A 13,226-nucleotide genomic window follows, 5' to 3' on the forward strand; every position below is an offset into this window, starting at 1 on the left:
AAACATGGAAATGACATATCGGCACAATGCCGGCAACAGCAACAGGGGGCTGAACATGGGATCTTCCATGCGCGCACTGGCGGGCTCCGCGATGGCGGGCCTGCTGTTCATGGCGTCCCAGGGCGTTTCCGCCCAGGAACTGGAGGATATCCGGGCTGCCAGCATTGGCGGTGACCGGGTGCAGGTGAACCTGCAGTTTTCGGACACCCCGCCCGCGGACATCCGCGCCTTCGCGATTGATTCGCCGCCGCGGATCGCTTTTGACCTGCCGGATGCCGGCAGCGTGATGAGTGACCGTCGCAAGGAATTCAACGTGGGGCCCCTGCTGGAGGCCACCGCGGTGGAATCGGGCGATCGTACCCGGGTGGTGCTCGGACTGACGCAGCCCTCCGAATATCAGACGCGAGTGGATGGCAACAACTTCATCGTGACCCTCGGGCGCGGCGTGACCGAAGCCGACGCGCAGGACGAAGCCGTGGCCGAGCGCGTCGGCGAACCCGAGCCGCGGACGACCCGTTCCGCGCGGCCGGTTGAGCTCACCGACATCGATTTCCGTCGTGGCGACCAGGGCGAGGGTCGTGTCGAGGTGGGGCTGTCGCGCAGTGGTGGTGCCATCGATGTGCGTGAACAGGCCGGCCGTATCGAAATCGAGTTCGATCGGGCCGCCATCGACGAGTCGATGGAGCGGCGTCTGAACGTGGTCGACTTCGCCACCCCGGTGCAAACCATCGACACGGTCGCCGATGGCGACCGGGTCCGCATGGAAGTGGCCACCGAGGGCGAGTACGAGGTCGTCTCCTACCAGAGCGACCGGCAGTACGTGCTGGAGGTGGCGCCGATCACCGAGGCGGAGCGTCAGGCGCGTGAAGAGGAAGAGCGCGAGTTTACCGGCGAGCGCCTGTCGCTGAACTTCCAGGACATCGAGGTCCGCTCGGTGCTGCAGCTGCTGGCCGACTTTACCGATCTGAACATCGTCGTCAGCGACGACGTCGACGGCAACATCACCCTGCGGCTGAACAACGTGCCCTGGGATCAGGCGCTGGACATCATCATGCAGTCCCGCGGCCTGGACAAGCGCATGGAGGGCAACGTGCTGTTCGTGGGGCCCGCCGAGCAGATCGCCGCCCGTGAGCGGCAGCGGATGGAGGCCGAACGCGACCGCCAGGAACTGGAACCGCTGCGCACCGAGTTCGTGCAGATCAATTTCGCGCAGGCGGGCCAGATCGCCGAGCTGATCCGTGGCGAGGAAGACCGCTTCCTCTCCGAACGCGGCAGCATGACGGTCGACAGCCGGACCAACACGCTGCTGGTCCAGGATACCCAGCGCCGGATCGAGGATATCCGCGAGCTGGTGCGGAACCTGGACGTGCAGGTGCAGCAGGTGCTGGTGGAGACCCGCATCGTGATCGCGGAAGACAGCTTCAATCGCGATCTCGGGGCGCGTTTCGGGGTGACCGGCACGCGGACTCGCGGTGATACCTCGGCGGCCGGTACGGGCTCGCTTACGGGCGCAGATCAGGCGCGAGGCGGCAGCCCGGACGACGCGGCCCTGGCCAATCGCCTCGGCTCTTCCCTCCCGGCCGACGCGGCCAACGCGGGCGAGTTCGGGTTCAGTATCCTGCGTCGTGGTCTGCTGCTGGACCTGGAGCTGTCGGCGCTGCAGGCCGAGGGTCGCGGCGAGATCATCTCCTCGCCGCGGGTGGTGACGACCAATGGTCAGCCGGCGGTGATCGAACAGGGCCAGGACATCCCGATCATCGTGCAGGACGAGGCGGGCAACCCGAATACCGAGCTGGTCGAAGCCTACCTCTCCACCGAGGTGACGCCGCAGATCACGCCGAACGGCAACGTGATCATGGACATCCGCGTGACCAAGGATGAACCGGGCGACGTGGTCTTCGACGACGTCACCATCAACCGCCGCGCCGTGGAGACCCAGGTGTTCGTGGGTGACGGTGAAACGGTGGTCCTGGGTGGCGTCTACGAAATCGACAGCAGCGAACAGGTCCGCGAAGTCCCGTTCCTGGCGGACATCCCGTTCTTGGGCAACTTCTTCCGCAACCGCTCGAGTTCCGAGCAGAAGGCGGAGCTGCTGATCTTCGTCACGCCACGCGTGCTGGACTGAACCTCCTCGGGCCCATGGCGGCCCGCCGGTGGGTGACAGCGAGCCCGGGATCCACGGATCCCGGGTTTTTTTTGCTCCGGAGTCCCGGTAGCCTGCCCGCATGCAGAACATTGTCCTGGTGGGCCCGATGGGGGCCGGCAAGAGTACGATCGGGCGGGGGCTGGCGGGACTTTTGCGCCGGGCGTTCCATGACACCGATGACGAGATCCGCAAGCGTACCGGGGTGGATATCCCGACCATCTTCGAGTATGAAGGCGAGGAGGGCTTCCGCCAGCGCGAGACCGCGGTACTGGATTCGCTGCTGGAGAAGGACGGCATCATCCTGGCGACCGGCGGCGGCATCGTGGAGCGTCCGGAGAACCGGGAACGGCTGAAAGACGCCTTCGTGATCTATCTGCGGGTGCCGGTGGAAGAGCAGTTTCGCCGGACCCGGCGCAGCCGCAACCGGCCTCTGCTGACCCAGTCGGAGGATCCGAGGGCCCGACTGCAGGCGCTGTTCGAGCGGCGGGACCCGCTGTACCAGCAGGTTGCGGACATGGTCCTGGAGGGCCGCGGGCGCCGGGTGCGGGATGCGGTCAACGGGGTGTGCTCGGCGCTGCAGATGAAGCGTCCGGATCTGTGCGAGCGGCGCGCGGGGTCGGAGTAGCCCGCGCGGTGATCAGTGCCGGGTCTGGCTGCCGCCGCCGGCCACGAGCATGCCTTCGGGGCTGGGGTCGGCGCGGCGCCCGTGAGACGCGTGGTGAAACGCCAGCCGCCAGCCGCCGTCGACGCGCCGCCAGGTCTGGCTGATCAGGATGGTGCCGGTGGGTGCCACGTCGCCCGGCCGGGTGATGGCTTCCTCGATCACCATGCCGAGGCTGTCGTCGGTCTCGAACCGGCCGACGATGCGCGGTTCGATGCCGATGTTGAGTTCGCGCGAGAACACCAGCAGCCAGCTTTCCATCACTTCGGCGGTGCCGCGGTGTGCCCGGGGGCTGCCCGGATGGATGCACACGATATCGGGGCGGTCGGCCCACAGGTCCATCATGCGTTCGATGTCCGCCTCGCGGAATGCCCGGTAGTAGGCGTCCATGCAGGCCTCGACGGCATCGCCGGCCATCAGTGCACGCTCCGGCGGTTCCAGCGCGAGCGGGTGGTTGGATCGGGGCTGGCGTGGTGCAGCACCATGTGCCAGCTCAGACCGTTGAAGCGGTAGGCATTGGTGGCCAGGATCACGCCCCGGAGCTCTCCACCCATGTACAGGTGCTCGTGCAGCACGTGGGTGACCAGGTCGCTGCCGCCGAGCACGGTAAGGCCGGAGCGTCGGATCACGGTGTCTTCCATGCTCGCGAGAATGTCGTCCCAGCTGTCCATGACCAGTTCGATCCCCTGCAGGCGCTCGCCGCCGGGGTGGATGCAGACGCAGTCGGGCGTGTCCTGCCAGACCGCACGCATGGCTTCCGGATCACCGGCTTCGAACGCGCCGTAGAATGCCTCTTCGGCGGCTTCGGGGGAGGAAAATTTCGCCATGGCCGTCCTGTCCTTTGTCCAGATGATCACGAACGCTCCGCGAACGCGAGGGCGGGCTCCTTGCGCCGGATTCTTTCAGTCCCCGGTCCGCGCGGCGAATTCTGCCAGTATCCGCACCGTTGGGGATACGGGAATCCGGGGGCGGCGCTGGTCGCCGGGCGGGCGGAACGTCACAATGGCGCCCCTGCGGTTTCGTTTCCCTGAATCCTCCGACCGGAGCCCCGCCCATGGCGCGCATACTGATGACCGGCATCGTCACCCTCGATCACGTGCTGGATGTCGACACCTATCCCGCCGAGGACGCCGAGGTGCGCGCGGACGCCAGCCGCACCCGGCCCGGTGGCAACGCCACGAACACTGCCGCGCTGCTGGCGCAGTTCGGGCACCGGCCGGAATTGGCCGCGGTGGTGGCGGAGGGGGCTGCCGGTGACGACCTGATCCGGCGTCTGCGCGAGCGCAGGATCCACGACCGCCATCTGTTCCGCCGGCCGGGGGCGACGCCGACCTCGCACATCCTGCGCGCCCGCGACACCGGTTCGCGCACCATCGTGCATCACCGGGATCTCCCGGAACTGGCGGCGGAGGACCTGCACGGCGTCGCCTGGGAGGAATACGACTGGCTGCATTTCGAGGGCCGCAACCCGGAGGTCCTGGCCCGGGTGCTGGCCACCGTGCGCGACTGCGTGTACGACGCCCCGGTCTCGCTGGAGCTGGAGAAGCCCCGCGACGGGCTGGAGGCCTGCATCCCGTTCGCCGACATCCTGATGGTCTCGCGCGACTGGGCGCGGGCGCGGGCGGAGCGCACCGGTGCCGGGGGAGACACGGCGGCGACCTGCGAGGCGGCCCTGCGGGCCCTGATGGAGCAACACCCGGAGGCCATCATCACCGTCACCGGCGGCCCCGCCGGTGCCTGGATCGGGTTCCGCGGCCGCGTGGAGCACTGCGCGCCGACGCCGGGCCTCACGGTGATCGACAGCGTGGGGGCCGGGGATGCCTTCAACGCCGGGCTGATCGATGCCATCGCCTCCGGGGAGCCGCCGGAGCGTGCACTGGTCGCCGCGGTGCGTCTGGCCGAACGCAAGCTGGCGCAGGACGGCTTCGACGGCCTGGTCCGGGACTGAGGCCCGGTCTCCCGCGACCAGCGGGATCATCGCACCAAGGGAAACACTGATCAATGTACCAACCCCACGAGCCATTGAAAGCAGGGGCTCGGCCGCCCGTTGTTATCAAAGCCGGGCGTGCCCACGGCGTTGCGGTTCCCTTGTGCAAGTTGACTGCACGGCAGTCACCGCGCCTTGTTCGCACGCAAAAGCGACTCGAGCGCGAGCGTGTACATTGATCAGTGTTTCCCTAGGCGTGGCCGACGGTGGTGTCGGTGCTGGCGTGGAAGTACTCGCTGTCGCGGGCCAGTTCGTCGACCAGCTCGTGCAGCATGGCCAGGCGGCTCTCGGCATCGGAGAACGGCGAGCATTCCTCGCAGCGCACGTCGCCGCAGGGCTGGCGGCTGTAGAGCCAGAAGTGCACCGCGCCGGCCAGCAGACCGTCGGCGACATCGCCGGTGTCCACCGCGTCACCGTCCTCGGCAAGGCGGTTGGCCAGGTCGATCAGGCGGCGCGCGGCGTTGTTGTAGCTCTCTTCGGGGCTGTCGGTCTCGTTCATCTCGTATCGGGCTCGCGTTGGCGTTGGGGCCCCGGGAGATCATCTCCGCGGGTCCGCACCCCAGTTTACCGGGAATTGGCCAGCGACCGAAGGAACAGCGGAATCCGGCGTTCCTCGGCCGAGAGTCCGCCGTGTACGCCGCGGAAGAACGGGCCTTCGTCATCGGCTGGCGGGTCCACCAGGTAGGCATCGGCCGCGGGCAGGAGGAGGTAATCGCCGGCGCGGGCGTGCAGTTCCGGATGCTCCGGCCCCGGGCCCAGAGTGGGGGCGGGCGTGTCACTGGCCATCCAGGCCTCGCGTGGTAGCAGGGCGATGTCGTCGCCGAAGGCCTGCGCGACGGCGGCCTCGAACCTGGCCTCGCGGCCCTCGCGCACGTGGGCAAGGGCGGCGCGCGGCTCGCCGGTCAGGCGGTGTCGCAGACAATCCTGCACCGCCGGGGCCTCGCGCAGATCCAGGCGGCGTTCCACCGGGCGCATGCCGTGGTCGGCGGTGGTCAGCAGCACCGCATCCTCGCCGGCGAGCTGGGCGCAGGTTGCGGTATAGGCGAGATCCAGCTGCTTCAGGTGCCGCTCCACCTCGGGGCTGCCGGGGCCGTATTCGTGGCCCAGGTGGTCGAGTTCCGACCAGTACACGTAGGTGAAATGCGGCCCCGGATGCGCGCGCACGTGGGCGGCGACACGCGCCGGCAGGTCGCTGATGCCGTCGAACCCCACGAAGCCCGCGCCCTCGCTCATCATCCGGTTGTAGGGTGCGTGGCCGATCCACTTCGGGCCGATGAAGGTGCTGGGGCATCCGAGGCGGTCAATGATCCGGTCCGGCTGCACCCGGGCGGCGAGTTCGCGATGGTCCAGCCGCGCGGGCTGGTCGTCGGCGCCGCGTTCCTCCGCCATCAGCACCGTCAGGGTGCGCGCCGGTTCGGCCAGCCGGGTGTTCCAGCCGAGCAGCCCGTGGTGCGCCGGATGCCGGCCGGTGAGGATGCTGGTGATCGCGGTGGCCGTGGTGCTGGGGAACACCGTCTCCAGCGTGGCGTGGTGGTCGGCCTGCATCAGCGGGGTGTGCCGGCGGTAATCCTCGGCGAAGCCGTCGATCAGCCACAGCACCACGTGGGTATCCGGGCCCAGGGCCGGGTCGATGCCGGCCAGGGCACCGGCATGTGCCGCCGCGTCCGGATTGAGGGACGCCTCGATACGTCCCAGCAGGTCCAACAGCCCCGGCCCGTCGTGGCGGGCACGCAGGATCTCGGTGATGGACATCAGGCCTTCGCGCCGCCGTCACCGCCTTCGCAGGGCGGCGAGTCGGGGATCTGGCCGGCGCGTTCGAACCACTGGTCCGGGTCCAGGGTATGCAACGCCAGCGCGTGAATCCCGCCGGCGAGTTCGTCGGCCAGGGTGCGGTTGACCATGCGGTGGCGCGCCACCAGCTTCTGGTCACGGAAGGCCTCGGAGACGATGGTGACCTTGAAATGCGACTCCGAGCCCGGGGGCACGTTGTGCATGTGGCTCTCGTTCTCCACGGCCAGATGCACCGGTTCGAACTCCGCCTCCAGCTTGGCGGTGATCTGTTCCTGCATGCTCATGGGAGACTCCTGTTCAGGGACGTTATGTCGGAAACGACCCACCAGTCTGCCGGGGTGTGCATCAATGTCCAGATCCGTCGCTGTGGGGCGGGCGTTGCCCGCCTCCCGGACAACGGGATGACGCAGCGCTGTGGAGGGTTATACTGATCGGCTCGTTCATGGGCCGGGAGCCATTGATGATGCCAGTGATGCGGAACGCGGGGGCGGGTGTAACCCCGATTCCCTGCCCCGACCGGTTCGCCTCGTCGCTGAAATGAAACGCGTGCAGCACCTCGACGAGCTGGCGACCCTGCTGGAAGCGGGTGTCGACTGGCAGCGGGCCAGCGGGGTGGTGGGTCTGCCCGCCGGCCGCGCCGATCCGGTGCGCGCGCTGGAGACGGCCGGCTGGATCCGCCCCGAAGAGCGGCCGTTGCTGAAGTCCCTGAAGCTGGCCGGGCGGCTGGATCGCGCCCTGCGACTGCTGGCCGAGCGGCTGCATCGCGAGGAGAACATCGAGCGACGGATCCGCACCGGATTGCTGCTGCCGGCGCTGCTCTGGGTGGTGGCGCTGGTGCTCGCGCCCCTGCCGGCGCTGTTCCGGGGCGTGCTGGATGGCCCCGGTTACCTGTTCGCCGTGCTTCAGCCGCTGGTGGTGACCGGGTTGCTGGTCTGGGCCGCGTTTCGTTTCTGGCGTCCGCTACTGCAGGTGTGGCAGCGCTGGCGGCTGCGGCCCGGGCGCCTGCCCGGGGCCGGCCGGCGGCAGGCGCTGTTGCAGGATCTGGGTTTGGTGCTGGCCGCCGGGGTATCGGCGGATCAGGCCCTGCAGGGCCTGGCCGCGGCGGAAACCGGCGAGCTCCGGCGGCGGCTGAACACGGCGGCTACGGCCTGTGCGGAGGGGCTGCCGATGGTGGAGGCACTGCGGCGCGAGGCCCTGCTGGACCCCGACCGCGAACCCGGGCTGCTGTCCTCCGGCGAGGCGGCCGGCCGTCTGCCCTCGGTGCTGCAGTACCGCGCCCGCGAGCTGGACGGGCATCTCGCCCTGCGTCGCGAGATCGTGGCCGAATGGCTGCCGCGCGGGGTGTACCTGCTGGTGCTGGTCTACATCGGCTACTGGCTGGTGGTCTGAGCCGGCAGGAGCCGCCGCGTCAGGCCTTCTCCGGCGCTTCGGACTGCGGATCGTGGAGGTCGAGATCGACCATCAGCTCGTTGGCCAGCGCCTCCAGATCATCCTGCAGGGTGTCCAGGTCCACGCCCTCCGGCACCCCGATCCGGGCGCGGGCGCGGAACATCGGCTCGCCGGTCATCGACCCCGGTTCGACGGCCGTGTCCAGGTTCTCCACGCCCACGCCGTGACGCGACAGCACGGCGGTGATGTCCTGCACGATACCGGGCCGGTCGTGCCCCATCAGGTCCAGCAGCACCTTGTGCTGCGCGGGGACCGGCTCCGGCACCGGCAGGTCGTCGCCCCGCTGGATGTGGATCTGCAGCCCCTCGCCTTCCAGCTCCCGCATCGCGGTCTCCAGGGCGTCGACGCCTGCGGTGTCGGCCTCCAGCATCACCACCCCCGCGAACTGACCGGCCAGCTGCGCCATGCGGCTCTCCAGCCAGTTGCCGCCGGCCTCGCGCGCACGGGCCGCCACCTTGCTGACCAGACCCGGACGATCCGGGCCGATCAGCGTGAGAATTACCGAAGTCTTCATCGTCGATCTCCTGTCTTCTGGCGTCGCAGCGGATCCACCATCGTACGGCAAGTCCGGGCTGGCGGGTATCGTGGTGCCGGGGCAGGGCGAACGTGTACATTGAGCCGGTTTCCCCCGAGCCGTACGGGCGCACCATGATCACCGATCCGCAGGCGCAGCAGGAAGCCGTCTCCACCGGGCTGGAAGGCCTGGACCGGGTGCTCGACGGGCTGCGCATCGGCGACAACGTGGTCTGGCGGGTCGACGACATCGAGGACTACCGCCGCTTCGTCGAACCGTTCGTGGCCGCCGCCCGCGCCCAGCACCGCTCCATCATCTATCTGCGCTTTGGCGCGCATGCGCCGCTGGTGGAGCCGGGCCCGGGTATCGAGGTGGTCGCGATCGACGCCCTGCGCGGGTTCGAGCCGTTCACCCGCCACGTGTTCCGGCTGATCACCGAGCATGGCCGAGGTGCCTTCTATCTGTGCGACTGTCTGTCGGATCTGCTGGATGCCTGGGCCACCGACCACATGGTGGGCAACTTCTTCCGCGCCATCTGCCCGTATCTGTACGAGATGGACACGGTGGCCTGGTTCGCGCTGCACCCGCACAGCCATTCGCATACCACGCTGTCGCGCATCCGTGAGACCACGCAGGTGCTGCTCGACGTGCGCCGCGCCGGCGACGCGGTGCACGTGCAGCCGGTCAAGGTGTGGCAGCGCAGCTCGCCGACCATGTTCCTGCCGCACCGCCAGTGCGGCACGCAGTTCGAGCCGGTGGTGGACAGCAGCGAGGCCACGCGGCTGCAGGCGTTGCTGGAGGAACAGCGCCCCGGCCAGCAGCACGGGCGGCAGCTGCTGGACTACTGGGATCGCCTGTTCCTCGCCGCCTCCGACGCGCTGGCGCAGGGGGCGCCGGCGGCCGACCGCGCCCGGGTGCAGGACGAGATCCTGCGGGTGCTCATCGGGCGCGACGAGCGCATGCTGGAACTGGCGCGGCGCCACCTCGGGCTGGAGGAGCTGCTGGCGATCCGCAGCCGCATGGTCGGCAGTGGCTACATCGGCGGCAAGGCCGCGGGCATGCTGCTGGCGCGGCGCATCCTGCTCGCGCAGGACCCGCAGCGCTGGGGGCGGGCACTGGAACCCCACGACTCGCACTTCATCGGTGCGGACGTGTACTACGCCTATCTGGTGCACAACGGCTGGTGGCCGCGGCTGATGCACCAGCGCACCGCGGAGGGTTTCTTTGACGAGGCGCACGGCCTGCGCCGCGACATGCTGCACGGCGAGATCCCGCCGGAGGTGCGCCGCGAGCTGGAGCGGGTGCTCGACCACTACGGGCAGTACCCGATCCTGGTGCGCTCCAGCAGCCTTCTGGAAGACGGTTTCGGCAACGCCTTTGCCGGCAAGTACGAGAGCGTGTTCTGCGTGAACCAGGGCAGTCCCGGCGAGCGTCTGGCGCAGCTCGAGGACGCCATCCGCCGGGTTTATGCCTCGACCATGAGCGAGGACGCGCTGAGCTACCGCCAGCAGCGCGGCCTGATGGATCAGGAAGAGCCCATGGCGCTGCTGCTGCAGCGGGTCAACGGCCGCTACCACGGGCGCTACTACCTGCCGGAGGCAGCCGGGGTCGGCGTGTCGTGGAACACCTTTGTGTGGGACGGCGCGCTGGACCCGTCCGCCGGGATGCTGCGCCTGGTGCTGGGGCTGGGCACCCGCGCGGTGGACCGGGTCGCGCGCGATCATGCCTGCGTGGTGGCGCTGGACCGGCCCGAGCGGCGGCCGTTTCACAGCCGCGACGAGGCGTACCGCTACTCGCAGCACGCCGCCGACGTGCTCGACATCGAGGCCAACCGCGAGGCCGCCGTGCCCATCCAGCAACTGGCCGAGGCGGCGCCGGACCTGCCCCTGACGCTGCTCGGCGAGATCGACCGCGAGGCCGGCCGCCGCGCCCGCGAGCAGGGGCGCGAGGAGCGCCTGTGGCGGGTGACCTTCACCCCGCTGCTGCAGCGCACCGGCTTCGCCCCGCTGATGCGCGACCTGCTCAAGACCCTGGAGGCCGCCTATGCCCACCCGGTGGACGTCGAGTTCACCGTGCACCTGGATGCCGAAGGCAACGCCGGCGTGAACCTGGTGCAGTGCCGCCCGCTCGCCACCCTGGGCAGCGACCTGCCGGTGGAACTGCCGGACGGGGTTGACCCGCAGCGCCTGTTTTTCGCCAGCCAGGGCCGCTTCATGGGCGGCAATCTGGACCTCGCCATCGACCGCGTCATCCGCGTGGACGGCGCTCGCTACGCCGTGCTTCCCCGCCCGCAGAAATACGCCGTGGCCCGCCTGGTGGGCGCCCTCAACCGCCAGTACGTCACCCCCGGTGACTGCACCACGCTCCTGATCGGCCCCGGCCGCTGGGGCACCAGCACCCCCGAACTGGGCGTACCCGTGCGCTTCGCCGACATCGACCGCGTGCGCATGCTGGTGGAGGTGGCCGACTCCGATGCCGGCATCGTCCCCGACCTCTCGTTCGGCAGTCACTTCTTCCAGGACCTGGTCGAGGCGCGGATCGCCTACGCCGCGCTGTTTCCCGCCGAACCGGGTTGCGAGTATCACCCCGCCTGGCTCGACGGGTGCCCCGCGCACACGCCCGAGGTCGACCCCGAGGTCGCCCTCGGCGAGCCCCTCGACCCCGCCGTACGCGCCACCGTCCAGGTCCACGACACCCGCGACGCCGCCCTGCGGGTGGTCGCCGATGTGGTGCAGCAGCGCCTGCTCAGCTTCGGGGCCGGTCCGACTTTGACGAGTACGGGGTGACGGATCCGTTCCGTCGACGGAACGAGTCAGTCGGCGTAGATCATGCGGCGGGTCATGCCGCCGTCGGCGGTCCAGATCTGGCCGGTGACGAAGCCGGCGTCCGGCCCGAGCAGGAAGGCGGTCAGCGCGGCGATGTCGGCGGGCTGGCCGACGCGCCCGGCCGGGTGCTGGGCGTGGTCCTGTGCGGACAGGGGCTCGGCCTGTTGCTGGTCGGGGCTGCGGGTGTCGATCCAGCCGGGGCGGATGGCGTTGACGCGGACCTCCGGCCCGGCGCTGATGGCCAGGGCATGGGTGAAGGCGTCCAGCCCGCCCTTGCTGGCGGCGTAGGCCTCGGTGTCCGGCTCGGACTGCAGGGCGCGGGTGGAGCTGATGTTGACGATGGCGCCCCGGCGGCGGCGCAGCAGGGGCAGGGCATGCTTGGCGAGCAGGAAGGCGCCGGTCAGGTTGGTGTCCAGCCAGCGTTGCCAGTCGGTCAGCTCCAGTTCTTCCAGTGGTCCGGAGTGCGGGTCGCTGATGCCGGCGTTGTTCACCAGGGCATCCAGGCCGCCGTGCCATTCCTCCGTGCGCCGAATGGCTTCGCGGACCTGGTCCTCGTCGCGGACATCCAGCGCGATCGCCCGCGCGGCGGGCCCCATGCGCGCGGCCGCCTGTTCACATTCGCGGCCGTCGATATCGGCCAGCACCACCTGCCAGCCATTTCCCACCAGGCGCTCGGCAATGCCGAGGCCGATCCCGCGCGCCGCGCCGGTGATCAGTGCGACCCGAGAATGACTTTGACGGGGCGTGTGCTCAGACATTCAAGGTCATGGGTGAGTCTTGTTGCTCAAGGTTGGCGCGGCAGGCGGGGCGACGTGAGTCATGCGGTTTCGGTCTCGTGCGCGAGCATGTTCATGATCAGGCGGATCATCGTTTCCTTGTTGTCGGGGTCGGATTCCGCCACCAGCAGGGTCAGGGCGGCCAGGCCTACATCGTTGATCACGGGCTCGCCGGCTGGGCTGATGAGACGGTGATTGCGATGCAGGAAGTCGACGAACAGGTAGGCGGCGCTGCGCTTGTTGCCGTCGGAGAACGGGTGGTTCTTGATCACGAAGTACAGCAGGTGCGCCGCCTTGGACTCGACCGTGGGGTAGGCCGGTTCGCCGAATACGGACTGGTCCAGGTTGCCCAGTAGCGACTCGAAGCCGTCGCCGCGCTCCTGGGCGAAGAGTTCGGTTGCCTGTTTCTTTGCGACCAGGTCTTTCTTTAGCGTGGCGAGGGCGCTGCGCGCCTCGTCGGGTGCTGGAAGTGTGCCCCCACTCTCGGCCCTGGGCTCGGTCAGCAGGCCCTCGTCGTAGCGCTGCAGCAGCAGGAAGGTCTGGGCGTAGCGGGTGACGATGTCGACCAGCCCACGACCGGCTTCGACGCCCAGTTCCGGGCTGCGGGCGGTACGGCGCACCAGCTCCAGTGCGGCTTCCAGCTCCCGGGCGTTGGTCTCGAAGCGCTGGCGGTTGAGGGTCCAGCCCCGGGTCAGGTGTTCGCGCAGCACGCGGGTGGCCCATTGGCGGAAGCGCACAGCACGGCGGGAGTTGACCCGGTAGCCAACCGAGATGATGGCGTCGAGGTTGTAATGCTTGATGCGTCGTGAGACCTGGCGAGCGCCTTCCTGCCGAATTACCGAGGAATCCTCGGTAGTTGCCGGTTCATCGAGTTCGTCGTCTTTGTAGATGTTCTTGAGATGCAGACCGACGTTGTCGGTTGAGGTGTCAAAGAGCTCGGCCATCTGCCGCTGCGTCAACCATACGGTATCGCGTCCGGTGTCCAGTCGGACTTCCACGATGTGATCGGCATCATCTTCGTAGATGACGATCGGTGTTTCGTCGTCCCGGGTCATGTCGGGTCCTCTTCCCTGAGGG

Annotated in this window: 13 protein-coding genes; 5 read left to right on the top strand and 8 right to left on the bottom strand. The window is 69.0% G+C overall.

Annotated features, from left to right (window positions below; genetic code table 11):
- Positions 1-4 precede the first annotated feature (4 nt).
- Together B1A74_RS11015 and B1A74_RS11020 are read left to right on the top strand one after the other, a co-directional pair.
- A complete protein-coding gene (locus tag B1A74_RS11015) occupies positions 5-2,125 on the top strand; it encodes a type IV pilus secretin PilQ (RefSeq protein ID WP_077244672.1) in 2,121 nt (706 codons plus the stop codon).
- Positions 2,126-2,225: 100 nt separating this feature from the next.
- A complete protein-coding gene (locus tag B1A74_RS11020; RefSeq protein ID WP_018946795.1) occupies positions 2,226-2,771 on the top strand; it encodes a shikimate kinase in 546 nt (181 codons plus the stop codon).
- A 12-nt stretch (positions 2,772-2,783) separates the two neighbouring features.
- On the opposite strand, the gene B1A74_RS11025 is transcribed toward B1A74_RS11020, so the two are convergent.
- Both B1A74_RS11025 and B1A74_RS11030 read right to left on the bottom strand, forming a co-directional pair.
- Positions 2,784-3,224, bottom strand: a complete 441-nt coding sequence (locus B1A74_RS11025) for a nuclear transport factor 2 family protein (RefSeq protein WP_077244673.1) — start codon at positions 3,222-3,224, stop codon at positions 2,784-2,786.
- A complete protein-coding gene (locus B1A74_RS11030; RefSeq protein WP_077244674.1) occupies positions 3,224-3,634 on the bottom strand; it encodes a YybH family protein in 411 nt (136 codons plus the stop codon). The genes B1A74_RS11025 and B1A74_RS11030 overlap by 1 nt, the downstream gene beginning before the upstream one ends.
- Before the next feature lie 227 nt (positions 3,635-3,861).
- Between B1A74_RS11030 and B1A74_RS11035 the strand changes: the two genes are divergently transcribed.
- The gene (locus tag B1A74_RS11035; protein WP_077244675.1) at positions 3,862-4,755 is read left to right on the top strand and encodes a PfkB family carbohydrate kinase; all 894 of its coding nucleotides are present in this window, start codon (positions 3,862-3,864) and stop codon (positions 4,753-4,755) included.
- Between the two features lie 229 nt (positions 4,756-4,984).
- On the opposite strand, the gene B1A74_RS11045 is transcribed toward B1A74_RS11035, so the two are convergent.
- The 3 genes from B1A74_RS11045 to B1A74_RS11055 form a co-directional block, all read right to left on the bottom strand.
- Complete coding sequence (locus B1A74_RS11045) at positions 4,985-5,293, bottom strand: hypothetical protein (RefSeq protein WP_018870983.1); 309 nt, start codon at positions 5,291-5,293, stop codon at positions 4,985-4,987.
- Between the two features lie 65 nt (positions 5,294-5,358).
- Positions 5,359-6,546 carry an alkaline phosphatase family protein gene (locus tag B1A74_RS11050; protein WP_077244676.1) on the bottom strand — a complete coding sequence of 396 codons (1,188 nt, stop codon included), beginning with the start codon at positions 6,544-6,546 and terminating at the stop codon, positions 5,359-5,361.
- Positions 6,546-6,869, bottom strand: a complete 324-nt coding sequence (locus B1A74_RS11055; RefSeq protein WP_018946800.1) for a BolA family protein — start codon at positions 6,867-6,869, stop codon at positions 6,546-6,548. Before B1A74_RS11055 ends, B1A74_RS11050 begins: the two co-directional genes overlap by 1 nt.
- Positions 6,870-7,122: 253 nt before the next feature.
- Here B1A74_RS11055 and B1A74_RS11060 point away from each other — a divergent pair, with 253 nt between their 5' ends.
- Positions 7,123-7,974 (top strand): type II secretion system F family protein, encoded by an 852-nt coding sequence (locus B1A74_RS11060; RefSeq protein WP_018946801.1) that lies wholly within the window; start codon positions 7,123-7,125, stop codon positions 7,972-7,974.
- Positions 7,975-7,993: 19 nt separating this feature from the next.
- Here the strand turns inward: B1A74_RS11060 and B1A74_RS11065 are convergent, their stop codons facing one another.
- Complete coding sequence (locus tag B1A74_RS11065; protein ID WP_018946802.1) at positions 7,994-8,548, bottom strand: glycine cleavage system transcriptional repressor; 555 nt, start codon at positions 8,546-8,548, stop codon at positions 7,994-7,996.
- Positions 8,549-8,682: 134 nt separating this feature from the next.
- Between B1A74_RS11065 and B1A74_RS11070 the strand changes: the two genes are divergently transcribed.
- A complete protein-coding gene (locus B1A74_RS11070) occupies positions 8,683-11,334 on the top strand; it encodes a PEP/pyruvate-binding domain-containing protein (RefSeq protein ID WP_077244677.1) in 2,652 nt (883 codons plus the stop codon).
- 26 nt (positions 11,335-11,360) lie between these two features.
- Here B1A74_RS11070 and B1A74_RS11075 read toward each other — a convergent pair whose 3' ends face one another.
- A complete protein-coding gene (locus B1A74_RS11075; protein ID WP_077244678.1) occupies positions 11,361-12,131 on the bottom strand; it encodes an SDR family oxidoreductase in 771 nt (256 codons plus the stop codon).
- A 59-nt stretch (positions 12,132-12,190) separates the two neighbouring features.
- Positions 12,191-13,204 (bottom strand): virulence RhuM family protein/type II toxin-antitoxin system death-on-curing family toxin, encoded by a 1,014-nt coding sequence (locus B1A74_RS11080; protein ID WP_077244679.1) that lies wholly within the window; start codon positions 13,202-13,204, stop codon positions 12,191-12,193.
- Positions 13,205-13,226: the final 22 nt, after the last annotated feature.

Source organism: Thioalkalivibrio halophilus, from assembly GCF_001995255.1.
Taxonomy (GTDB): domain Bacteria; phylum Pseudomonadota; class Gammaproteobacteria; order Ectothiorhodospirales; family Ectothiorhodospiraceae; genus Thioalkalivibrio; species Thioalkalivibrio halophilus.

What these genes read in the sequence shown, in the direction of transcription:
- B1A74_RS11015 (WP_077244672.1), top strand. Translation starts at nt 5, where the DNA reads ATGGAAATGACATATCGGCACAATGCCGGCAACAGCAACAGGGGGCTG.
- B1A74_RS11020 (WP_018946795.1), top strand. Translation starts at nt 2,226, where the DNA reads ATGCAGAACATTGTCCTGGTGGGCCCGATGGGGGCCGGCAAGAGTACG.
- B1A74_RS11025 (WP_077244673.1), bottom strand. Translation starts at nt 3,224, where the DNA reads ATGGCCGGCGATGCCGTCGAGGCCTGCATGGACGCCTACTACCGGGCA.
- B1A74_RS11030 (WP_077244674.1), bottom strand. Translation starts at nt 3,634, where the DNA reads ATGGCGAAATTTTCCTCCCCCGAAGCCGCCGAAGAGGCATTCTACGGC.
- B1A74_RS11035 (WP_077244675.1), top strand. Translation starts at nt 3,862, where the DNA reads ATGGCGCGCATACTGATGACCGGCATCGTCACCCTCGATCACGTGCTG.
- B1A74_RS11045 (WP_018870983.1), bottom strand. Translation starts at nt 5,293, where the DNA reads ATGAACGAGACCGACAGCCCCGAAGAGAGCTACAACAACGCCGCGCGC.
- B1A74_RS11050 (WP_077244676.1), bottom strand. Translation starts at nt 6,546, where the DNA reads ATGTCCATCACCGAGATCCTGCGTGCCCGCCACGACGGGCCGGGGCTG.
- B1A74_RS11055 (WP_018946800.1), bottom strand. Translation starts at nt 6,869, where the DNA reads ATGAGCATGCAGGAACAGATCACCGCCAAGCTGGAGGCGGAGTTCGAA.
- B1A74_RS11060 (WP_018946801.1), top strand. Translation starts at nt 7,123, where the DNA reads ATGAAACGCGTGCAGCACCTCGACGAGCTGGCGACCCTGCTGGAAGCG.
- B1A74_RS11065 (WP_018946802.1), bottom strand. Translation starts at nt 8,548, where the DNA reads ATGAAGACTTCGGTAATTCTCACGCTGATCGGCCCGGATCGTCCGGGT.
- B1A74_RS11070 (WP_077244677.1), top strand. Translation starts at nt 8,683, where the DNA reads ATGATCACCGATCCGCAGGCGCAGCAGGAAGCCGTCTCCACCGGGCTG.
- B1A74_RS11075 (WP_077244678.1), bottom strand. Translation starts at nt 12,131, where the DNA reads ATGTCTGAGCACACGCCCCGTCAAAGTCATTCTCGGGTCGCACTGATC.
- B1A74_RS11080 (WP_077244679.1), bottom strand. Translation starts at nt 13,204, where the DNA reads ATGACCCGGGACGACGAAACACCGATCGTCATCTACGAAGATGATGCC.